Below are 23186 nucleotides of genomic sequence, written 5' to 3'. Positions count from 1 at the left end.
CGTCATTGGCAGAGGAACTTCGACTCCGCCCAGTCGCCCAGCGCCGCCGACGCGAACGGACTCCGGGGTTCGACGACGAGCCGGATCGTCCGGTGACCGGTGAGGTCCACATGGACGGGCACCGCCCGGTCGCCGCCCTCGATCACGGGCGACCGCCAGACAGGGGAGCCGTCGGCGTAGACGGCGAAGCGCATCCTGCCCAGGCCCAGTGTCAGGTCGTCGACGCCGACCATCGCGTCGTACGCCGTGCAGCTGCGGTTGAGGTCGATGGTGACGGAGGACCTGCCGTGGACGGTGACCCCGTGTGCGTAGTCGGTGTTCGCGATCGACACCCCGCTGCGCTGCCACACCCAACTGCTCTGGCCCAGCCGCATCTCGGGCTTCGTGTGGTCGCCCGCGACGCCGTAGTCCAGCTCGCTCCACTGGTAGACGACCGGAGCGGGCGGTGGTGGCGGCGCCGGAGCCGGTGGCGGAGGGGGTGTCGGTGTGGGCTTCGGCGGAGTGCGGGCAGGGGTGGGCGTGGGCTTCGGTGCAGGCGGCGGAGTGGGCGACGGCTTCGGCTTCGGTGTGGGCTTCGGCCGGGGCGAGGGGGGCGGGGTCGGTGCGGGCGCGGGCGCCTTCAGGACCGGTGGCGCGGGTGCGGGAGCCTTCTCGGGCGGCTCGGGAGGGGGCACCGGCGCCTCGACGGCGGGCGAGGCGGCCGGCCGGGCCTCGGGCCGCTTGGCCGCGCTGTCGTTGCCGACGAGGGCGAGTGCCACCGCCGCGGCGGCGACCGCGACGACTCCCGCGGCGATGCCCGCCTTGATCGGGGCGCCGATGCCCTCGGAGGCCGCCGCGCCTCCGCCGGCGCCCGCTCCTCCCGAGCCGCCGCTCGCCGCGGCGGCCGCGCCCGCCGCTCCGGCGGCACCCGTACCCACGCCACCGGCGATCAGCGCCATGACCTTCGCGTACCCGGCGGCACCGAACCAGCCGATGACCGCGACCGGGACGACCGCGGGGATACCGCTGGCGACCTCCTTGATCTGGCCCGCAGCGAGGCGGCACTTGGCGCACTCCTCCAAGTGCTTGCGCAGGCCCCGTTCCGCACGGGTGCGCAGACCGCCGCGGGCGTAGGCGCCGAGCCGGTCGGCGTAGCGAGCGCACTCCTCGTCCATCGTCAGCGTGGTGCTGACGTGGGCCTGGAGGTACGCCTGCTTCAGCCCCTCGCGGGCGCGACTGGCGAGGACGCGGGTGCCGTTGGCGTCGAGGCCGAAGAGCGTGGCGACCTCGCTGGGCGATTCGTCCTCGACCTCCGTGTGCCACAGCACGGCCTGCCAGCGCTCCGGCAGCGAGCGGAAGGCCTGCATGGCCATCGACTGCTCGGCCTCGTGCATGGCCCGGACGTCGGCACCGAGGTCGAGGGTGTCGTCGTCGGAGACCTCGGAGCCGCGGGCGGACTGGGCGGCGAACACCGCGAAGTCGTCCACGAGTTGCTCTCGCTTGGCGGACTTCGTCCAGTTCGCGGCGACCCGGCGCACGGTGGTGAGGAGATAGGCGCGGACGGCGTGCTCGGGACCGCTGCCGCCGCGTACGGCCTGGAGCATGCGGGCGAACACCTCGGCCGTCAGGTCGTCGGCGGTGTGCGCGTCGCGGCAGCAGGTGCGGGCGTACCGGCGGACGGCGTCGGAGTGCCGGCGGTACAGCTCCTCGTAGGCGGTGTCGTCGCCCGCGCGCATCCGCTCGATCAGACCGGCGTCGGGGGGCGGCAGTTCCACCGGGGGTGGCAGCACACCGGGATCACGCCGGTCGAACCGGTCGCGCTGCGGAGGAACGCTCGGGTCCGGCGCGCCCGCTCCGGAGGGTCTGGTCCCGGACGCCGGGCCGCCGCCGGAAGCCGGTCCGGGGACGGGTGTTGTTCCAGGGGCTGACGCGGGTCCGGGGACGGGTGCCGGGCCGGGACCGGTCGTGGAGGCAGGTGCGGTGCCGGTCCCCGGGGTGCCGGTTCCTGGATCGGGCGCGTCGTCGGACGGCGGGCCGGGCGGAGGGATGTGGGCGGCGCCGCCGCCGCGCGGGCCACCCTGACTCGGCACCTGGTGCGGGGGTGCGCCGTCGGACTCCGTGTCGCCGTCGGCGCCACCGTCACCGAGGGACTCGTCCCGCCCGTCAACGCTCATCGCGGAAAGCCCCCGCCTGCACACTCGGACCCGAATACCGGGACAGAGTGCCACATGCTCCTGAAGCGGGGCCTGTTCGTACGGACCAACCACTCGTCCGAGGGGATGTGCCGCTCGGCAGTACTAACCGTCACCCGTTCGGGGAATGGTCAACGGCCACGTTGCTGACGGGAGTTGACGTCCGGCACCGAGATGGCCGGATGAGGGTGGAAGCTCCCGGTACGCGCAGGGAGTCCCTGCGCGTACCGGCGGAGCGAGCGTGCGGGCGTCCGTCCGTGCGGACGGCGTGGGCGCGCCGGGGTGGTCCCGGCGCGGATCACGCCGGACGCGAACGGAGTCCCTCCAGCAGGATGTCCAGCAGCCGGGCCGAGGCCGCGGCCTGCTGGGCCGGGTCCGGCAGCGAGGGCGCCGCCGTCGCGATGACGAGCAGCACGTCCGCCACGGTGACGTCGGCACGCAACTCACCCGCGGCGCGCGCCCGGTCGACCAGCCGGCCGACCACCTCGAGCAGCGTGGCCGCGCCGGCGTCGTCCACCGCCGCGATCACCTCGTCCTCGGGAGCGGGCCGCTGCTCGACGAGCCGCAGCTCGGGCGTGAGCTGGGACCGCTGCTGCGGCACCCGCGCCCCGTCCGGCTCCGCCTCGTCCTCCGGCACGCCGACCCGCAGCACCTGCGGGGGCAGCAGCCGTCCGGCGCCCGAGGCCACCGACGTCCGCAGGAAGCGCGAGAGCGCTGACCACGGCTCGTCCTCCTGGCCGAGCGCGGTGCGTGCCTGGTCGGTCAGCCGGGAGGTCTCCTCCTCGGCTATCCGGCGCACCAGGACGTCCTTGCTCGGGAAGCGCCGGTACACCGTGCCGACGCCGACCCGGGCGCGACGCGCGACGTCCTCCATCGGCGCGCCGTAGCCCAGCTCGCCGAAGACCTCGCGTGCCGCGCGCAGTACGTGTTCAAGGTTGCGCTGTGCGTCCACACGCAGCGGTGTCGTGCGCGATCCGTCCACCGGACCGCGGCCGTTCCCGCCCGCCGCGCCGACCGCGCCACCGGGTGCGATGGCAGAAGCCGTCGACCAATGAGAGTCCTGAATGTGCATAAGCGTTCCCCCGGTAATGACGTCTCCCCCCGGAGACTCTCCCCGCCATTGATAGCCGGAGCGTGCGGAACAAGCTTGTGCGCGGGCCCTCGTGCGGACCCACCGAGCGCATCCCCCTACACCCCGTCGACACACGAACATAGTTGAGTGAGGGTCAATTCAGAAGGGGCAGGTTCCGCACGGAGCGCCCCCCGATCGGAGTACGGGCCGGGTACGTCCCGGTTGCGCCCCCTCCGAGTACCCCCCTAGCCCACCGTGACCTGGCCTTCTCCTGCGGACTCCGGCAAATCGGCCAACTCCGTACGTTGTCCGCGACCGGTCACACAAATTGCTGGGGCTGTGGACAAACTCCGGACAGGGGTGCGTCATGGGATGGTGAAGGAACGTGCGCGCATTCTCATTGTCGGCGGCGGCTACGTCGGGATGTACACCGCTCTGCGTCTCCAGCGAAAGTTGAAGGCCGAACTGAAACGGGGCGACGCCGAGATCGTCATCGTCTCCCCCGACCCATATATGACCTATCAGCCGTTCCTTCCGGAGGCCGCCGCGGGTTCCATCTCCCCGCGCCACGTGGTCGTTCCGCTGCGCCGGGTCCTCGACCAGTGCCGGATCGTCATCGGCGAGGCCCGCTCGATCGACCACGCCAAACGCACCGCGACGCTCACCACCCTCGCCACCGCGGAGGAGGGCGCCGGCGAGGAACAGATCTCGTACGACGAACTCGTGCTCGCGCCCGGCTCGATCTCCCGCACGCTCCCGATCCCCGGACTCGCCGAGTACGCCATCGGCTTCAAGACCGTCGAAGAGGCCATCGGGCTGCGCAACCACGTCATCGAGCAGATGGACATCGCCTCCTCCACCCGCGACCCCGCGATCCGCGACGCCGCCCTGACCTTCGTCTTCGTGGGCGGCGGATACGCGGGCGTCGAAGCGCTCGGCGAGCTGGAGGACATGGCCCGCTACACCGCGCGGTACTACCACAACATCCAGCCCGAGGACATGAAGTGGATCCTCGTGGAGGCCTCGAACCGCATCCTCCCCGAGGTCGGCGAGGAGATGGGCAAGTACACCGTCACCGAGCTGCGCCGCCGCAACATCGACGTACGCATGGAGACCCGCCTCGACAGCTGTGCCGACCGGGTCGCCGTCCTCGACGACGGCTCGCGCTTCCCGACCCGCACCGTCGTCTGGACCGCCGGCGTGAAACCGCACCCGATCCTCGCCGCGACCGACCTCCCGCTGAACGAGCGCGGCCGGCTGCTGTGTACCCCTCAGCTGACCGTCGACGGCGCCCCGCACGCGTGGGCGGCGGGAGACGCAGCGGCCGTCCCCGACGTGACCGCGGAACCCGGCAAGGAGACAGCGCCCAACGCCCAGCACGCCGTGCGCCAGGCGAAGGTCCTCGGCGACAACCTCGCGCACACCCTGCGCGGCGAACCCCTGGAGACGTACTCCCACAAGTACGTCGGCTCGGTGGCCTCCCTCGGCCTGCACAAGGGTGTCGCACACGTCTACGGACGCAAGCTGAAGGGCTATCCTGCCTGGTTCATGCACCGCGTCTACCACCTGAGCAGGGTGCCCACCTTCAACCGCAAGGCCCGCGTGCTCGCCGAATGGACCCTTGCGGGCCTCTTCAAGCGGGAGATCGTGTCCCTCGGCTCACTCGAACACCCCCGTGCGGAGTTCGAACTCGCGGCCGGTGGAAAGCCTCCGACCGACCCGAAGGGGTCGTCCTGACCGGACGCAGGAACTCCACCGGCTGGGGCGGCGTCTGACAGATGTCGGCCCGGTCGGTCAGACTGCCAGACTGGTCCACGACTTTGGGCGGGTGCACTGCTCGCCCTTCTAACACGAGGCTTTCCCCACTGTGAACTTCACGCGCTGGAGCGCCCGGCTCCCCGGAACGCAGCGCCGCGCCGCAGCGCGGACCGAGCACACGGCCGTCCCGGACCGGCGCGGGGAAGGCGCCGTGCCCGCGGCCCGGGCCGAGCAGCTCACCGACGAGGCACCACCCGGACTCGCCGTCGACGAACTCCCCGTGCGCGAGGTCCTCGACCGCGTCCCCGCGCTCGTCGCCCTCGTGCACGGCCCCGACCACCGTGTCGCCTACGTCAACGACGCGTACACCGCGGCCTTCGGCGCCCGGCCCGTCGCCGCGCCCGCCCGCGAGGCACTGCCCGAACTGGACGAGCTGGGCCTGCTCCCCCTCCTCGACCAGGTCCTGCGCAGCGCCAAGCCCCGGACGGTCAAGTCCCGCAAGGTGTCGACCGGCCGGTCGTACACGTTCACCTGCACCCCCGTCGAAGGCTCCGCGGACGGACACGGCGGCGGTGTCCTGATCTTCGCGACCGACGTCACCGACCACGCCGAGGCCGCCGAGCGGCTCCGCGCCAGCGAGCGGCAGCAGCGCGAGACCGCCGTCACCCTCCAGCGCTCCCTGCTCCCGCAGGAGCTGGAGGAGCCCGACGACCTGCGCATCGCCGCCACCTACCTGCCCGGCGGCACCGAGGCCGCGGTCGGCGGGGACTGGTACGACGTCATCACCCTCGGAGGCGGCCGTACCGCGCTCGTCATCGGCGACGTCATGGGCCGCGGGGTCCGCGCCGCCGCGGTCATGGGCCAGCTCCGCACGGCGGTCCGCGCCTACGCCCGCCTCGACCTGCCGCCCCACGAGGTCCTCCAGCTCCTCGACGGCCTCGCCACCGAGATCGACGCGAACCAGATCGCCACGTGCGTGTACGCGATCCACGACCCGAGCGAGGGCCGGCTGGTCTACGCCTCCGCAGGGCACCTGCCCATCCTGGTCCGCAACGAGGACGGCACCACACACCGCGGCGACGAACCGACCGGGCCGCCGCTCGGCACCGGCGGCTGGCTGCACGCCTCCGGCTCGGTCCCCCTCGGCCCCGGCTCCACGGCGGTCCTCTATACGGACGGCCTGGTCGAGCGCCGGGACGAAGACCTCGACGAGGGCATCGCGTCCCTGGAACGCGCCCTGGTCGGCGCCACCGGAACTCCCCAGGTGGTCTGCGACCGACTGGTCCGCGCGGCCGGCGTCACCGCCGAGCACGACGACGACGTCGCCGTCCTCGTCCTCCAGCACCCGTCCCGCACCGGCCCCGACGGCGAACTCTTCCGCAACGCGGCCCTGGAACTGCTCGGCGGAGTCGAAGCCACCCCACGCGCGCGTGCCTTCGCCTCCGGCGTGCTCACCAGCTGGCGCTTCCCGGCCGAGCTGCACGACCTCGGTGTGCTGGCCGCCAGCGAACTCGTCGCCAACTCACTCCAGCACGGCACCCCGCCCATGCGCCTGCGGCTGCGCCGTACCGACCGCCGCCTGATCATCGAGGTGACCGACGGCGACGACCACCTGCCGCGCCGCCGCCGCGCCGAACCCGCCGACGAGGCGGGCCGCGGCATCGCCATCGTCGCCACGATCGCCTCCAACTGGGGCTCCCGTCGCACACCGGGCGGCGGCAAGGCGGTCTGGTGCGAGTTCGCCCTCCCCCGCGCCGGCAGCTGAAGCGCGCGCCCGGAACCGGGACCACCCGCTGGAAACCGATACCGCCGGTCGGACCGGCACCCTGCGTCCTCCCTGACACCCACGGGCGGCCCACCGGGAAACATCCGTGCGTCCCCTGGCCGAGCGCGGCACCCGGTGCTAAGAGCTCCCCATGGCAGATGAATCGGGCTTTCAGCTCAAAGGAAGCGCCCCCGAGCGCTACGAGCGGTACGCGGCACCGTTCATGGCGCCCTTCGTGGAAGCGATCCTGGACGCGGTCGACCTCTACCCCGGAGCCACGGTGCTCGACCTGGCCTGCGGTACCGGCTTCGCGGCCCGCGCGGCGGCCGCCCGGGTGGGCCCCGCCGGCCGGGTCTCGGGGGCGGACATCAACACGGGCATGCTCCGCGTGGCCGCGGAGCACGCGCCCCGCATGTATCCGGACATCGAGTTCACCGTCGCCCCCGCCGAACGGCTCCCCTACGAGGACGCGGCCTTCGACGCGGTCGTATGCCAGCAGGGCGTCCAGTTCTTTCCCGACCTGGACGCGGCCTTCGCGGAGGCGGCCCGCGTGACGCGCCCCGGCGGCCGTCTCGCCGCCACCGCGTGGGCCGCCCGAGAATTCAGCCCCTACTTCACCGCCCAGTACGAAGCGGTCGAGGAACACGGCGGCAAGGAACTCGCGGAGGACTACGAGGGCGCGTTCTCCGGCACCTCCGAACGGCTCTCCGCCGCCCTGCGAGGCGCCGGCTTCCACGACGTCGCCGTCCACCGGATCACCTTCGGCATCCCCTTCCCGCCCCTCGACGCGTACGCCCCCGGCCAGCTCTCGTCCACATCCTGGGGGCAGGCGATCGTCGACACGGCGGGCGAGGACGCGCTCCTGCGCGCGGGGCGGGCGGTCCACACCAAACTCGCCGGGCACACCGCCCCCGACGGCACCGCCACCCTCCCCTTCACCGCCAACCTGCTGACGGGCATCCGCTGACACCCCTCCGGCACACACGAAACGGCCGCCATCACGTCCCTTCGTGATGGCGGCCGTCGTGGTCCGCGCCCGTCCCGCAGCCCGGCGGTCAGGCGCTCGCGGGCACCGGCTCGGCCGGAGCCCCGCCCTGCGCGACCACCCGGCTCCGCGCGAGCCACGGCTGGTTCTGCACCGGCGTGAGCTGCCGCCCGAGCCGCACGGCGAGCACCGTGATGCCGAGCGAGAACAGCAGGAACACCGCGACGTACGGACCGTGCAGCGACGCCCCCATCGGACCGCCCACCGCCGGACCCACCGCCAGCGCGAGCTGCTTCACCAGGGCGAACGCCGAGTTGTACTGACCGGCCATGCCCGTCGGCGCCAGATCGGCGACCAGCGGCGCGACGGTCGGCGACAGCATCGCCTCACCGAGCCCGAAGAGCGCGTACGTCGAGACGAAGGCGGCCGTGGCCATCGTCTGGCTGCCGTGCCCGAGCCCCGCGTAACCGGCCGCCAGCCAGGCGACCGCCCAGATCAGTCCGACCGTGGCGATCACACGGGACCGCTGACGACGCTCCACGAACTTCAGCACCGCGAACTGCGCGACCACGATCATCGCCGTGTTCGCCGCCATCGCCGTACCGAGCGCGGACGTGGAGATCCCGGCCGCCTCGACACCGTAGGCCGAGAGCCCCGACTCGAACTGGCCGTAGCAGGCGAAGAACAGCACGAAGCCCAGCACGGACAGCTGCACCATGGCCCGGTTGCCGAGCAACTGCTTCCAGCTGCCGCCCTTGCCCTGCGGCGCACCCTCGCCGATCCGCGGCGCGTGCGGCATCCGCACCGTCGCCACGATCGCCGCCAGCAGCAGGAACATCGCCGCCTCGATCGCGAACAGCAGCGTGAACGAACTCGCACGGCTGGTGTCGACGATGTGGCCGCCGATCAGACCGCCGACCCCAAGACCGAGGTTCTGCAGGAAGAACTGCATCGCGAACGCCCGTGACCGCGTGTCCGCCGTCGAGCAGTCCACGATCATCGTCGCCAGCGCCGGCTGCATCACGGCCTGACCGGCACCGAGCGCCGCAGCCGACAGCAGTACGGTCGTCGCGCTGCTCGCAAGCCCGAGGCTCAGCGCCCCGAGAGCAGCCGTCACCAGGGCGACGAGAAGGACCGGCAGCGGGCCGCGCCGGACGATCGCCCGCCCGGCGAACGGCAGCACGACGAGAGCGGCCACGGCGAAGACGGCGAGCACGATGCCCGCCGTCATGGAGCCGAGTCCCCGCACCTGCGCCACATAGACGTAGAGGAAGGGGACGGTAAAGCCGAGCCCGAACGCGCTGAGTGCGTTGCCCACGTGGATCCGGCGCATCGCTGCGCCCATCGCCCTGGTCACTTTCACCTGCCTTGATCGAGAAGCCGTCGCGGCCCACGTCCGTACGGGAGGTCCAGGAGACGCGTTCCCCCGCATGGATGCAGGCCTGAAGACTTCGAAGCTAAAGTTCGATGTTGAACTGTACACCTCGAAGGACTTCGACGCCAAGCGGTGCCGTGCCATACTCGGGCCATGGGCGACACCCCCGGCGTCAGCGAGCCGACACTCGAAGAACAGATCGCCGCGTATCAGCGCGAGTTCCAGGACCTGGACCCCCAGGTCGAGGAGATCGTCTCGGCGCTGTCCCGCCTGAACCGGCGGATGAACGTCGCCTACGGGCGCCAGACGGCCGCACTCGGCATCAGCAACGCCGAGTGGGAGGTCCTCAAGGCCCTCGTGCTCGCCGGCGCCCCGTACCGCCTGGGCCCGAGCGAGCTGGCCAAGCGGCTCGGTCTGACCCCCGCCGCCATGACCCACCGCATCGACCGCATGGTCGGCGAGGGCCTGGTCACCCGGGAGCGGGACGAGTCGAACCGCGTCCGCGTCATCGTCGAGCTGACGGACGAGGGCCGGGAGAAGTGGCTGGAGGCGATGCGGATGGCCACGGTCTTCGAGGAGGACCTGCTCCAGGACCTCTCCACCAAGGAGCGCGGTGTCCTGGGAGAGGTGCTGACCCGTCTCCTGCGCAGGGTGGAGGACGCCCAGCCGGACGCCGGCGGCCGGCTCAGCGACCTGGATTAAAGATCTTGACAGAGGAGGGTTGACACTGCCTCCCCGGATCCGTAAGGTTCTTCGAGTTGCCACGGGGCCGGAACGGTTCTGCGACAGCACATCCGCCGCGGATGCGGCACCCAAACCTTCAGTACGATCTCCCACCGGGATTGAATTCGGCATGCCCGAATTGAATTCGATGTGGGCCTGGCAGCCCGATTAGGAACTGCCGGGAGGATCCGCTAAAGTTTGGGACGTCGGAACGGCCCAACAGCCGCGAGGACAAGCCCCGCTGACTGGGGGTCAGGCCCGAAAGGATCTGATAGAGTCGGACTCGCCGGAAAGGGAAACGCGAAAGCGAGAACCTGGAAAGCGCCGAGGAAATCGGATACGGAAACGGTCTGATAGAGTCGGAAACGCAAGACCGAAGGGAAGCGCCCGGAGGAAAGCCCGAGAGGGTGAGTACAAAGGAAGCGTCCGTTCCTTGAGAACTCAACAGCGTGCCAAAAATCAACGCCAGATATGTTGATACCCCGTCTCCGGCCGATCGGCCGGGACGAGGTTCCTTTGAAAAAGTCCTGCCCCTCGGGGTAGGCGCACAGCGAGGACGCTGTGAACGACCGGTCCTATTCCGACCGGTTGTTCCGCTCTCGTGGTGTCGTCCCGATTACGGGAAAACATTCACGGAGAGTTTGATCCTGGCTCAGGACGAACGCTGGCGGCGTGCTTAACACATGCAAGTCGAACGATGAAGCCCTTCGGGGTGGATTAGTGGCGAACGGGTGAGTAACACGTGGGCAATCTGCCCTTCACTCTGGGACAAGCCCTGGAAACGGGGTCTAATACCGGATAACACTCCTGCCTGCATGGGTGGGGGTTAAAAGCTCCGGCGGTGAAGGATGAGCCCGCGGCCTATCAGCTTGTTGGTGAGGTAGTGGCTCACCAAGGCGACGACGGGTAGCCGGCCTGAGAGGGCGACCGGCCACACTGGGACTGAGACACGGCCCAGACTCCTACGGGAGGCAGCAGTGGGGAATATTGCACAATGGGCGAAAGCCTGATGCAGCGACGCCGCGTGAGGGATGACGGCCTTCGGGTTGTAAACCTCTTTCAGCAGGGAAGAAGCGAAAGTGACGGTACCTGCAGAAGAAGCGCCGGCTAACTACGTGCCAGCAGCCGCGGTAATACGTAGGGCGCAAGCGTTGTCCGGAATTATTGGGCGTAAAGAGCTCGTAGGCGGCTTGTCACGTCGGTTGTGAAAGCCCGGGGCTTAACCCCGGGTCTGCAGTCGATACGGGCAGGCTAGAGTGTGGTAGGGGAGATCGGAATTCCTGGTGTAGCGGTGAAATGCGCAGATATCAGGAGGAACACCGGTGGCGAAGGCGGATCTCTGGGCCATTACTGACGCTGAGGAGCGAAAGCGTGGGGAGCGAACAGGATTAGATACCCTGGTAGTCCACGCCGTAAACGGTGGGAACTAGGTGTTGGCGACATTCCACGTCGTCGGTGCCGCAGCTAACGCATTAAGTTCCCCGCCTGGGGAGTACGGCCGCAAGGCTAAAACTCAAAGGAATTGACGGGGGCCCGCACAAGCAGCGGAGCATGTGGCTTAATTCGACGCAACGCGAAGAACCTTACCAAGGCTTGACATACACCGGAAAGCATTAGAGATAGTGCCCCCCTTGTGGTCGGTGTACAGGTGGTGCATGGCTGTCGTCAGCTCGTGTCGTGAGATGTTGGGTTAAGTCCCGCAACGAGCGCAACCCTTGTTCTGTGTTGCCAGCATGCCCTTCGGGGTGATGGGGACTCACAGGAGACTGCCGGGGTCAACTCGGAGGAAGGTGGGGACGACGTCAAGTCATCATGCCCCTTATGTCTTGGGCTGCACACGTGCTACAATGGCAGGTACAAAGAGCTGCGAAGCCGTGAGGCGGAGCGAATCTCAAAAAGCCTGTCTCAGTTCGGATTGGGGTCTGCAACTCGACCCCATGAAGTCGGAGTTGCTAGTAATCGCAGATCAGCATTGCTGCGGTGAATACGTTCCCGGGCCTTGTACACACCGCCCGTCACGTCACGAAAGTCGGTAACACCCGAAGCCGGTGGCCCAACCCCTTGTGGGAGGGAGCTGTCGAAGGTGGGACTGGCGATTGGGACGAAGTCGTAACAAGGTAGCCGTACCGGAAGGTGCGGCTGGATCACCTCCTTTCTAAGGAGCACTTCTTACCGAGTCCTTCGGGGTGAGGTCAGAGGCCAGTACATCGGCGAATGTTCGATGCTGGTTGCTCATGGGTGGAACGTTGATTATTCGGCACTCAAGTCATCTCGGGCTGCAAGTACTGTTCTTCGGAGCGTGGAAAGCTGATCACGAGTGGTGAGGGTGTCGGGCACGCTGTTGGGTGTCTGAAGGTACGGCCGATGGTTGGCTGCCTTCAGTGCCGGCCCCAGTGAACTCCGGTGGTAACCGGGGGTGATGGGTGGTTGGTCGTTGTTTGAGAACTGCACAGTGGACGCGAGCATCTGTGGCCAAGTTTTTAAGGGCGCACGGTGGATGCCTTGGCACCAGGAACCGATGAAGGACGTGGGAGGCCACGATAGTCCCCGGGGAGCCGTCAACCAGGCTTTGATCCGGGGGTTTCCGAATGGGGAAACCCGGCAGTCGTCATGGGCTGTCACCCACTGCTGAACACATAGGCAGTGTGGAGGGAACGCGGGGAAGTGAAACATCTCAGTACCCGCAGGAAGAGAAAACAACCGTGATTCCGGGAGTAGTGGCGAGCGAAACCGGATGAGGCCAAACCTTGTATGTGTGAGACCCGGCAGGGGTTGCATGCAGGGGGTTGTGGGATCTCTCTTTCACAGTCTGCCGGCTGTGAGGCGAGTCAGAAACCGTTGATGTAGGCGAAGGACATGCGAAAGGTCCGGCGTAGAGGGTAAGACCCCCGTAGTCGAAACATCAACGGCTCGTTTGAGAGACACCCAAGTAGCACGGGGCCCGAGAAATCCCGTGTGAATCTGGCGGGACCACCCGCTAAGCCTAAATATTCCCTGGTGACCGATAGCGGATAGTACCGTGAGGGAATGGTGAAAAGTACCGCGGGAGCGGAGTGAAATAGTACCTGAAACCGTGTGCCTACAAGCCGTGGGAGCGTCGCGCATCGAGTTTACTCGGTGCGTCGTGACTGCGTGCCTTTTGAAGAATGAGCCTGCGAGTTTGCGGTGCGTTGCGAGGTTAACCCGTGTGGGGAAGCCGTAGCGAAAGCGAGTCCGAATAGGGCGATTCAGTAGCGCGCTCAAGACCCGAAGCGGAGTGATCTAGCCATGGGCAGGTTGAAGCGGCTGTAAGAGGTCGTGGAGGACCGAACCCACCAGGGTTGAAAACCTGGGGGATGACCTGTGGTTAGGGGTGAAAGGCCAATCAAACTCCGTGATAGCTGGTTCTCCCCGAAATGCATTTAGGTGCAGCGTCGTGTGTTTCTTGCCGGAGGTAGAGCACTGGATAGGCGATGGGCCCTACCGGGTTACTGACCTTAGCCAAACTCCGAATGCCGGTAAGTGAGAGCGCGGCAGTGAGACTGTGGGGGATAAGCTCCATGGTCGAGAGGGAAACAGCCCAGAGCATCGACTAAGGCCCCTAAGCGTACGCTAAGTGGGAAAGGATGTGGAGTCGCACAGACAACCAGGAGGTTGGCTTAGAAGCAGCCACCCTTGAAAGAGTGCGTAATAGCTCACTGGTCTAGTGATTCCGCGCCGACAATGTAGCGGGGCTCAAGCGTACCGCCGAAGTCGTGTCATTGCAGCAATAGGGCCAACGCCTGCTGTGATGGGTAGGGGAGCGTCGTGTGCCGGGTGAAGCCGCGCCGGAAGGCAGTGGTGGACGGTTCACGAGTGAGAATGCAGGCATGAGTAGCGATACACACGTGAGAAACGTGTGCGCCGATTGACTAAGGGTTCCTGGGTCAAGCTGATCTGCCCAGGGTAAGTCGGGACCTAAGGCGAGGCCGACAGGCGTAGTCGATGGATAACCGGTTGATATTCCGGTACCCGCTGTGAAGCGTCAAACATCGAGCCCATTAATGCTAAGGCCGTGAAGCCGCCCTGATCTCTTCGGAGTTGAGGGGAGTGGTGGAGCCGCCGGCCCAAGGTGGTAGTAGGTGAGTGATGGGGTGACGCAGGAAGGTAGTCCATCCCGGGCGGTGGTTGTCCCGGGGTAAGGGTGTAGGCCGTGTGATAGGTAAATCCGTCACACATTAAGGCTGAGACCTGATGCCGAGCCGATTGTGGTGAAGTGGATGATCCTATGCTGTCGAGAAAAGCCTCTAGCGAGTTTCATGGCGGCCCGTACCCTAAACCGACTCAGGTGGTCAGGTAGAGAATACCGAGGCGTTCGGGTGAACTATGGTTAAGGAACTCGGCAAAATGCCCCCGTAACTTCGGGAGAAGGGGGGCCATCACTGGTGATCCGATTTACTCGGTGAGCTGGGGGTGGCCGCAGAGACCAGCGAGAAGCGACTGTTTACTAAAAACACAGGTCCGTGCGAAGCCGTAAGGCGATGTATACGGACTGACGCCTGCCCGGTGCTGGAACGTTAAGGGGACCGGTTAGTCACTCTTCGGGGTGGCGAAGCTGAGAACTTAAGCGCCAGTAAACGGCGGTGGTAACTATAACCATCCTAAGGTAGCGAAATTCCTTGTCGGGTAAGTTCCGACCTGCACGAATGGCGTAACGACTTCTCGACTGTCTCAACCATAGGCCCGGTGAAATTGCACTACGAGTAAAGATGCTCGTTTCGCGCAGCAGGACGGAAAGACCCCGGGACCTTTACTACAGTTTGATATTGGTGTTCGGTTCGGCTTGTGTAGGATAGCTGGGAGACTTTGAAGTCATGGCGCCAGCCATGGTGGAGTCGTCGTTGAAATACCAGTCTGGTCGTGCTGGATGTCTAACCTGGGTCCGTGATCCGGATCAGGGACAGTGTCTGATGGGTAGTTTAACTGGGGCGGTTGCCTCCTAAAGAGTAACGGAGGCGCCCAAAGGTTCCCTCAGCCTGGTTGGTAATCAGGTGTTGAGTGTAAGTGCACAAGGGAGCTTGACTGTGAGACCGACGGGTCGAGCAGGGACGAAAGTCGGGACTAGTGATCCGGCGGTGGCTTGTGGAAGCGCCGTCGCTCAACGGATAAAAGGTACCCCGGGGATAACAGGCTGATCTTCCCCAAGAGTCCATATCGACGGGATGGTTTGGCACCTCGATGTCGGCTCGTCGCATCCTGGGGCTGGAGTCGGTCCCAAGGGTTGGGCTGTTCGCCCATTAAAGCGGTACGCGAGCTGGGTTTAGAACGTCGTGAGACAGTTCGGTCCCTATCCGCTGTGCGCGTAGGAATATTGAGAAGGGCTGTCCCTAGTACGAGAGGACCGGGACGGACGAACCTCTGGTGTGCCAGTTGTCCTGCCAAGGGCATGGCTGGTTGGCTACGTTCGGGAGGGATAACCGCTGAAAGCATCTAAGCGGGAAGCCTGCTTCGAGATGAGTATTCCCACCCCCTTGAGGGGTTAAGGCTCCCAGTAGACGACTGGGTTGATAGGCCAGATCTGGAAGGCGGGTAACCGCTGGAGGTGACTGGTACTAATAGGCCGAGGGCTTGTCCTCAGTTGCTCGCGTCCACTGTGTTGGTTCTGAAACCACGAACAACCGTCGTAGCTATGCCACGGCTCCGGTTGACAGTTTCATAGTGTTTCGGTGGTCATAGCGTGAGGGAAACGCCCGGTTACATTCCGAACCCGGAAGCTAAGCCTCACAGCGCCGATGGTACTGCAGGGGGGACCCTGTGGGAGAGTAGGACGCCGCCGAACTATTGTTGAGAAAACCCCCGTGCCGGGGATACCGGTACGGGGGTTTTCTGCGTTCCACGGCCTTTTCCGTACGGCCGGGCGTTGGAGAATTGGGAAAGAAGAAGGAAAGGGGGGCGGTCTCCGTATGGAGACCGCCCCCCTTTCTGCTTTCCGCTACTTCAGGCGGGACGACGCGACGATCGAGACGATGTGGGCCGGCACCAGGAGCCAGACGATCGCCGTCACGGCGATCGTGGCGACGCGGGTGGCGGTCAGGTCGCCGAGAGCCAGGTCGACGACCGCGGTGACGAGCAGCAGAAGAGTGCACTCGATGCCGTTGACCAGGCGGTGGAGGCCGACGGCCGAGGCGAGCCTGCGGACGTTGGCGAGACCGCTGGAGCGCGGGACGACGGACTGATCGGTCGCCTTCTGCATGCCACTGTCGGAGCGTGCCACGTGCACGAGGTCCGAGGACGACTTCAGCAGCAGGACGCCGATGGCCGCCGCGAGCCCCGCGACCAGGTAGGGGTCCAGACCGAGCTGGGCGGCCCGGATGCCCATGCCGACCATGACGGCGGCGTCGGCGAGGTAGGCGCCGAGGCGGTCCAGGTAGACGCCGAGCGGGCTGAACTGGCGCCGCCAGCGGGCCACTTCACCGTCCACGCAGTCGAGCAGCAGGTACAGCTGCATGAACAGGACGGAGAGGACCGCGCCGCCGAGGCCCGGCAGGATGAGGGCGACTCCGGAGAGGACACCCGCGGCCACCATGATCACGGTGATCTGGTTCGGCGAGATGCGGGCGTCGACGAGCCGGAGGGTCACCCGGAGGGACAGGGACCTCATGTAGAGGCGGCCGGCCCAGTGTTCGGCCCTGCTGTCCAGCTTGCCCTCGGGATGAATGACGGTGCGGAGTTCCTCGAGTTGGACCTTGGCCATGCGGTGTTTCTCCCTGACGAGCCGGTGCTGTAGCGGTTGTTGGCTGGAGCTGTCGTACAAGGGAAGAGCATGACGGGGGGTGGGCAGGGCGCGTTCGGCAGGGTGGATATCCGGGTGAGCGATGGTGCGGCGCCGTACTACCGTGGCCCTCATGACCCACGTGATCCGTTCCATATGGCCCGACGAGTGGCGTCAGGTGAAGGAGCTCAGGCTCGCAGCGCTCCGGGACCCCGTCGCTCATCTCGCGTTCCTGGAGACCTACGAGGACGCGGCCGCCAAGGCCGACGGCTTCTGGAAGGAGCGGGCGGCCGGCGCCGCCGTGGGCGTCGAACAGCGGCAGCAGTTCGTCGCGGTCGGCGAGGACGGAGCGTGGGACGGGTCCGTGACCGTGCTGGTCGAGGAGGCCGGGTCGGTCGACCCGTTCGGGCAGGTCACCGAGCAGAGCCAGGGGCATCTGGTGGGGGTCTTCGTACGGCCCGAGCACCGGGGGAGCGCGGCCGGGGTCACCCGGGCGCTCTTCGACGCCGCTCTCGTGTGGTCCTGGGGGATCGGACTGGAGCGTGTACGGCTCTTCGTCCACGAGAAGAACAGCCGGGCGGAGGCGTTCTACCGGAAGGCCGGTTTCCGTCGCACCGGGAACACCGTGCCGATGCCCGGGGACACCGGGGAGCTGGAGCTGGAGTTCGTGATCACCCGGAGCGAGTGACGGAGCGCCCTCCGGCATCCGGTGCGGCGGCCTAGGATCCCCGGGGAGGATCGCAGCCGTCCCGGGGGAGCACACGTGGAACTCGCCGCTGTCGGAACGAGGTTGGCCTCGGCCGCCGTGGGTCCCCTCGTGAAGAGGCTGTTCGTCACCGAAGGACCCGGCGCCGGGCTCGTCGACCGTCCGATCCGCATCTCCGGGTACGTCTCCTTCACCGGGGAGAAGCGCTCTCTCACCGAGGCGGACGTCCGTGATCTCGCGGCGAAGCTGGTCCGGCAAGGGCTGCGGAGCGGCGAACGGGCCATCGCGGACGACGAGGAACAGGCCGTCGTCGACGCGCTCGGCGCCACGCTCCACGCACTCGGTGATCTCACCCTCACCGACCTCGACGCCGTACGGCTGGGGCACCAGGAGTTCGCGCGGGAGCTGCGGCGGGCCGGTGACCGTCCCGAGCGCCGTCTGAGTTCCGCGGCGACGTACTTCTACGAGCGGCTGGTCGACACCGCCTGTCTGCACATCCTGCAGTTCTTCACGCAGCGGTCGACGTTCGTCGCGCACGCTCTGGTGGAGCAGGCCCGGGGCCTAGACGAACTCATCGCCAAGGTGGACGAGTTGGTCCGGCGCAGCCCCCTTCCGGGCGGTGAGGACGCCGCGTTCGAGCAGCGGTATCTGGAGCATCTGCGCAAGAAGCACGGGAAGCTCACCATCCACGGGATCGACCTGAGCAGCTCGCCCACACGGTGGCCGCTGGATGTGGCGTACCTGAACCTGGAGACGACCCGTCGGGTGCCGAGTCCGGAGCTCAGGGGGGAGACCGGGCAGGCCTATCAGCGGGCACTCGCCGACGGGACCGGACCCGCCGACCAGGTCCTCGACTCCGACCGTCGGGTGCTGCTGCGCGGTGAGGCCGGTTCCGGGAAGAGCACGCTCGTGCAGTGGCTGGCCGTCACCGCCGCTCGTGGCGGGTCGACCGGGCGGCTGAGCCACCTCGACGACCGGGTGCCCTTCGTTCTCCCGCTCCGCACCCTCACGCGCCACGGCCTGCGGCTGCCCGGCCCCCGCGACCTGCTCGCCGCGACCGGCTGCCCGTTGGCCGGCGCGCAGCCGGACGGATGGGAGGACCGGGTGCTCCTCGCCGGACGCGCTCTGATCCTCGTCGACGGGATCGACGAGGTCCCCGAGCCCGAGCGGGAACGGACCCGCGGATGGCTGCGGGACCTGATGGAGACGTACGACGGGGAGAACCGCTGGCTGGTCACGTCCAGGCCCTCCGCCGTGGGTCACGACTGGCTGGTCGAGGACGGGTTCCGCGAGGTGACGCTCTCCGCCATGGGGCCGGCGGACGTCGCGGCGTTCATCGGGCGGTGGCACGCGGCGGCCCGCACGGGTTCGGACGACGGGGACGAGCTGGACCGGTACACGGCACAGCTCCGTACGGCCGTGCGGACGCAGGCGGACCTCGGGCGGCTCGCCACCAACCCGCTGATGTGCGGCCTGATCTGTGCCCTCCATCATGACCGGCGCGGCTCCCTGCCCCACGGGCGCAAGGACCTGTACGAGGCCGCTCTGTCGATGCTGCTCGGCCGCCGCGACCGGGAGCGGGACATGGCGCTTCCCGCGCTCCGCGAGGAGCCGCAGCTGGCGGTGCTGCAACTCCTCGCCTACTGGCTCGTCAAGAACGGCCGAACGGAGATGGACCGTTCACGGGCGGAGGCCATCGTGGCCCGGGTGCTGCCGGCGATCCCCGAGGTCGGGGTGCTGGGCGGGGCGCCGGCCGTCCTCGACCACTTCGTCCAGCGCAGCGGTCTGGTGCGCGAACCCGCGCCCGGCACCGTGGACTTCGTCCACCGGACCTTCCAGGACTTCCTCGGTGCGCGGGCCGCCGTCGAGGAGGGCGACTTCGGGCTGCTGGTCGAGCACGCGGACGACGACCAGTGGGAGGACGTGATCCGTATGGCCGTCGCGCTCGCCCGCCCCCGGGAGCGCGAGGCGATCTTCCAGGAGCTGTTGGCGCGGGGGGAACATGCCCCGGACCAGCGGGTACGGGCGCGGATCCACCTGCTCGCGGCGGCCTGCCTGGAGCACGCCACGTCGCTCGATCCGTCCGTGCGGGAGGCCGTGGAGCGGGCGACCGCGGCTCTCGTGCCTCCCGGGAACGAGGAGGAGGCGCGGGCGCTGGCCGACGTCGGGCCGTTGATCCTGCACCTGTTGCCCGGTCCCGGGGAACTCGACGACGACATGGCCGCGTACCGCACGGTCATCGCGGCCTCGCACATCGCCTCGGACGCGGCGGTCGCCTTCCTCGCCCGCTTCACCCGGCACCCCTTCGTCCGGGTCCGTGCCCAGCTCATGTGGGCCTGGTCCCGCTTCGACAGCGCGCGGTACGCCGACGAGGTCATCGGGCGGCTGGATCCGGAGGGCCTCATCCACACCGTCCGCACCGACGAGCAGCTCGGCCACCTCCGGCGGCTCGGGCGGGTGCCGGCGAGCATGGACGTGAGGGCCGGTGTGTCCGTGGCCGCTCTGGCCTCCTACCTCGCCGAGCACCGCGTCCGTGAACTGACGCTTCCCGAGGGCATGGTGGCCGGCGTACGGGCCGCGCTGGGGGAGGTCTCCGTCGACGTGGACACCGATCCCGTGCGCGGCGCCGGCGGCCGGATCCGGGCGGTGCGGCTGACGCTCGACGGGTGACGGGTGACGGGTGACGGGTGACGGGTGACGGCTGACGGCTGACGGGCGACGGACGGGGCGCGGAGTGGCCCTCGGTCGATCAGTCCGGCAGCTCGTACGACGGCCACCGCGAGCGGAGTTGTTCACGCGAGCGGAGGAGGGCCAGGGTCGGGAGGCCGCGGGCCGGGCCCGTGGTGAGGAGGTCGGGGAGCTGGGGGAGCGGGGCCACGGCCGCCACGTCGTCCAGGACGAGGGTGAGTGGTGGGTCGAGCCGACCGGAGGATGACCGTTCGGCCATGCGCCGGCCACGCTCGACCACGCTTGAGGTGAGGGCCGTCAGGAGCGGCATGGCGCCGGGGTTCGCCTTGGGGTCCTCGATCGGTTCACCGACCACATAGAGCGTGCCCCCTTCGTCCACGAAGGAATCCAGGGTGAGGCTGTCAGTTCGGTTCGGGGTGCAGGATTCCCGGATGTTGACCGTGCCGAGCGAGGACAGCGCTCGTGCCGTCAACTCCTGCGCGATGTCCCGGCGTTCGGGGTGCGAGGTGAGTGCGGCCTCCAGTTCGCCGGCGGCGCCGGACGCGGCCTTGGGGTTCGTCCGCAGGGCCCGTACGGCGTCCTGGACCTGGGTGCCCTGGGCCCACCGGTGCACGTGCCGGAAGGGCTTGCCCTCGACGGCCGCGGCGTGCAGATAGCTGCGCAGGAGCGTTTCGGCGACGTCGGCCATCGTCTGGTCGACCTTGGCGGTGGGGCGTACGGCGGCGAGGAGCGCGCTCGCGCGGGCGGCGGCCGTCTCCCTGTCCTGGCAGCCTGCCGCGGGGGACCAGTGCAGGCGCGCCGGGGTGTCGCACAGGTGGGTGGGGTCGTAGAGGAGGACGGGGCCCAGCTTGGCGCGGGCGTCCTTGGTCTCCGACCAGATCCGCGGGTCGGAGGTGACGACGAGCGCGGGACCCTCGGCGTCGCGCACGGCCTGGGTGGCGGTGGGGCGGCGGGCCTCGGCCGCGCCTAGGACCACCGCGTGGGTGTTCTCCCAGGCCTGCTTCGGCTGGGCCGGTGTCGTGGTGAGGGGTGCCGTGCCGTCGGTGGGCGCCACCTCCCGGCCGCCCGCCCACATCGTGGCCGCCGTGGCGGCTCCCGCGCCCGCGTCCGCGCCCGAGGGGGCAGGCGTCCGCCCGGCCCCCTGTGCGCCTGTCTGTACGCCCGTCTGGGCGGTGCCCGTTCGTCGCCCGGACAGATCCGCCGTCCGGGCGTCCTCGGCGGCCAGGGAGGCCGTGGGAGCCGTCACCGGCGGCTGCGTCGCGGATGTCGGCTGTGCGGGGCCGGGATACTGCGCGGTAGCCGGGGGCTGCTGCTCCGCCCACGCCTGCTGCTCGGCCCTGGCCGACGGCACCACCGGGCCGATCGCACCGGCGGACGCCACCGCTTCGGCACGTCGTCGGGCCCGGCCCGCACGCCACCGGGCCACCGTCCCCATCACGAACACGGTGAGGACCAGCAGGACCATCAACTGGCCGATGAACAGGCCCCAGAAGAGTCCGTAGCCGGACAGCTGGGCGGCCGGGGTGTCGGGCCAGGCGCCCGGCAGGTCGTGCGGCGCGCCGATCAGATGCCGCATGGCCAGGGGCGTCCGCGGAAAAGTGACCGCGTCCGGCCAGGCACCGCGGGCGAACAGGCCCGCGAGGCCCGTCGCCGTCCACACCATCAGGGTCATGCCGAGGAGGAAGCCGAGCACCCCGATCAGCAGGCCATCGGGGATACCGCCCTCCCCCTCGCGCCGGGGGCCGTTCCGGTCGTCCGGTCTCATCGCAGGCCGCCTCACGCCACCGTGGACTCGGAGGAGTCGTCGATGTCGCTGAGGTGCTGCTCCATGAAGGCCGCCGCCCGTTCCTCCGCCTCCAGTTCGGCGGCGCGCATCGCGTCGTCGGAGAGGAGGAGGTCGGCCGAGGACTCGGTCATGGCCCGGTCGGTGAAGACCAGGGGGCGCTCCGTCTCGGTGATGAGGTGCTTGACCACCTGGACGTTGCCGTTGACGTCCCAGACCGCGATGCCCGGAGTGAGCGTCGGGATGATCTCGACCGCCCACCGTGGCAGGCCGAGGACCCGGCCCGTCGCCCGTGCCTCGTCGGCCTTCTGGGCGTAGATCGTTCTGGTCGACGCCATCTTCAGGATCGCCGCGGCCTCCTTCGCCGCCGCTCCGTCGACGACGTCGGAGAGGTGGTGGACGACCGCCACGAAGGACAGGCCGAGGCGCCGGCCGAACTTCAGCAGCCGCTGGAAGAGCTGTGCCACGAAGGGGCTGTTGATGATGTGCCACGCCTCCTCCACCAGGAAGATGCGCTTCTTGCGGTCGGGCCGGATCCAGGTGTGCTCCAGCCACACGCCGACGATCGCCATCAGGATCGGCATGGCGATGGAGTTCCGGTCGATGTGCGACAGGTCGAAGACGATCAGCGGAGCGTCCAGGTCGATGCCGACCGTCGTCGGACCGTCGAACATGCCCCGCAGGTCACCGTCCACGAGCCGGTCGAGGACGAGGGCGACGTCCAGACCCCAGGCCCGTACGTCGTCTATGGCGACGTTCATCGCCTCGGCCGACTCCGGTTCGGGGTGGCGCAGCATCTCCACGATGTCGGTGAGGACGGGCTGGCGCTCGACGACCGTCTCGTTGACGTAGGCGTGCGCGACCTTCAGGGCGAAGCCGGAGCGTTCGTCGAGGCCGTGGCCCATGGCGACCTCGACGATGGTGCGCAGCAGGGCGAGCTGCCCGGTCGTCGTGATCGCGGGGTCGAGCGGGTTGAGCCGGATGCCCATGTCGAGGGCGGCCGTCGGGTCGAGCCGGATGGGGGTTATCCCCAGCTCCTCCGCGATGAGGTTCCACTCGCCGACGCCGTCCTCGCCCTGGGCGTCGAGGACGACGACCTGGCGGTCACGGAAGCGCAGCTGGCGCAGGACGTAGGTCTTCTCCAGGGCCGACTTGCCGTTGCCGGACTCACCGAGGACCAGCCAGTGCGGGGCGGGGAGCTGCTGCCCGTACAGCTGGAACGGGTCGTAGATGTAGCCCTTCCCGGAGTACACCTCGCGGCCGATGATGACGCCCGAGTCACCGAGGCCGGGTGCGGCGGTGGGGAGGTAGACGGCCTGGGCCTGTCCCGTGGAGGTGCGGACGGGGAGCCGGGTCGTCTCGACCTTTCCGAAGAGGAAGGACGTGAAGGCGTCGGTAGCGATGGACAGCGGATCCCGCATCAGTGCATC

The 23186-nt window shown here is 68.4% G+C and carries 12 protein-coding genes and 3 rRNA genes; 9 read left to right on the top strand and 6 right to left on the bottom strand.

What is annotated here, in order from left to right:
• Window positions 1-2 precede the first annotated feature (2 nt).
• Both B0675_RS08245 and B0675_RS08240 read right to left on the bottom strand, forming a co-directional pair.
• Window positions 3-2153: a sigma-70 family RNA polymerase sigma factor gene (locus tag B0675_RS08245; protein WP_081218176.1), complete on the bottom strand. Its 2151-nt coding sequence runs from the start codon at window positions 2151-2153 to the stop codon at window positions 3-5.
• A 316-nt stretch (window positions 2154-2469) separates the two neighbouring features.
• Window positions 2470-3243 (bottom strand): TetR/AcrR family transcriptional regulator, encoded by a 774-nt coding sequence (locus B0675_RS08240; protein ID WP_081218175.1) that lies wholly within the window; start codon window positions 3241-3243, stop codon window positions 2470-2472.
• A 372-nt stretch (window positions 3244-3615) separates the two neighbouring features.
• Here B0675_RS08240 and B0675_RS08235 point away from each other — a divergent pair, with 372 nt between their 5' ends.
• The 3 genes from B0675_RS08235 to B0675_RS08225 all read left to right on the top strand — a co-directional run bounded on the left by B0675_RS08235 (window position 3616) and on the right by B0675_RS08225 (window position 7733).
• A complete protein-coding gene (locus B0675_RS08235) occupies window positions 3616-4980 on the top strand; it encodes an NAD(P)/FAD-dependent oxidoreductase (RefSeq protein ID WP_081218174.1) in 1365 nt (454 codons plus the stop codon).
• A 130-nt stretch (window positions 4981-5110) separates the two neighbouring features.
• Entirely contained in the window at window positions 5111-6766 is a 1656-nt protein-coding gene (locus B0675_RS08230; protein ID WP_081218173.1) for a SpoIIE family protein phosphatase, read from the top strand.
• A gap of 151 nt (window positions 6767-6917) precedes the next feature.
• Complete coding sequence (locus B0675_RS08225) at window positions 6918-7733, top strand: methyltransferase domain-containing protein (RefSeq protein ID WP_081218172.1); 816 nt, start codon at window positions 6918-6920, stop codon at window positions 7731-7733.
• 88 nt (window positions 7734-7821) lie between these two features.
• Here the strand turns inward: B0675_RS08225 and B0675_RS08220 are convergent, their stop codons facing one another.
• Window positions 7822-9096 (bottom strand): MFS transporter, encoded by a 1275-nt coding sequence (locus B0675_RS08220; RefSeq protein ID WP_081218171.1) that lies wholly within the window; start codon window positions 9094-9096, stop codon window positions 7822-7824.
• Window positions 9097-9279: 183 nt separating this feature from the next.
• Here B0675_RS08220 and B0675_RS08215 point away from each other — a divergent pair, with 183 nt between their 5' ends.
• The 4 genes from B0675_RS08215 to rrf all read left to right on the top strand — a co-directional run bounded on the left by B0675_RS08215 (window position 9280) and on the right by rrf (window position 15646).
• Entirely contained in the window at window positions 9280-9828 is a 549-nt protein-coding gene (locus B0675_RS08215; protein ID WP_081218170.1) for a MarR family transcriptional regulator, read from the top strand.
• Between the two features lie 650 nt (window positions 9829-10478).
• Window positions 10479-12004 (top strand): 16S ribosomal RNA (locus B0675_RS08205).
• A gap of 315 nt (window positions 12005-12319) precedes the next feature.
• Window positions 12320-15443, top strand: a 23S ribosomal RNA gene (locus tag B0675_RS08200).
• Window positions 15444-15529: 86 nt separating this feature from the next.
• Window positions 15530-15646: ribosomal RNA gene (rrf, locus tag B0675_RS08195) — 5S ribosomal RNA — on the top strand.
• The 16S, 23S and 5S rRNA genes sit together here, the layout of an rRNA operon.
• Before the next feature lie 153 nt (window positions 15647-15799).
• Here rrf and B0675_RS08190 read toward each other — a convergent pair.
• A complete protein-coding gene (locus tag B0675_RS08190) occupies window positions 15800-16561 on the bottom strand; it encodes a CDP-alcohol phosphatidyltransferase family protein (RefSeq protein WP_081218169.1) in 762 nt (253 codons plus the stop codon).
• Window positions 16562-16712: 151 nt separating this feature from the next.
• Here B0675_RS08190 and B0675_RS08185 point away from each other — a divergent pair, with 151 nt between their 5' ends.
• Window positions 16713-17267, top strand: coding sequence for a GNAT family N-acetyltransferase (locus B0675_RS08185; RefSeq protein WP_081221672.1), 555 nt, complete (start codon window positions 16713-16715; stop codon window positions 17265-17267).
• A 129-nt stretch (window positions 17268-17396) separates the two neighbouring features.
• Window positions 17397-19955 carry an NACHT domain-containing protein gene (locus tag B0675_RS08180; RefSeq protein ID WP_241539734.1) on the top strand — a complete coding sequence of 853 codons (2559 nt, stop codon included), beginning with the start codon at window positions 17397-17399 and terminating at the stop codon, window positions 19953-19955.
• Window positions 19956-20034: 79 nt separating this feature from the next.
• Here B0675_RS08180 and B0675_RS08175 read toward each other — a convergent pair whose 3' ends face one another.
• Together B0675_RS08175 and B0675_RS08170 are read right to left on the bottom strand one after the other, a co-directional pair.
• Complete coding sequence (locus tag B0675_RS08175; protein WP_081218167.1) at window positions 20035-21738, bottom strand: type IV secretory system conjugative DNA transfer family protein; 1704 nt, start codon at window positions 21736-21738, stop codon at window positions 20035-20037.
• Between the two features lie 11 nt (window positions 21739-21749).
• Window positions 21750-23177 (bottom strand): ATP-binding protein, encoded by a 1428-nt coding sequence (locus B0675_RS08170; protein ID WP_081218166.1) that lies wholly within the window; start codon window positions 23175-23177, stop codon window positions 21750-21752.
• Window positions 23178-23186: the final 9 nt, after the last annotated feature.

The organism is Streptomyces sp. M41(2017) (genome assembly GCF_002078175.1).
In the GTDB taxonomy this organism is placed as follows: Bacteria; Actinomycetota; Actinomycetes; order Streptomycetales; family Streptomycetaceae; genus Streptomyces.
Note: the sequence above shows the minus strand (reverse complement) of the source record. Positions and strands in the feature narration are given on the sequence as shown.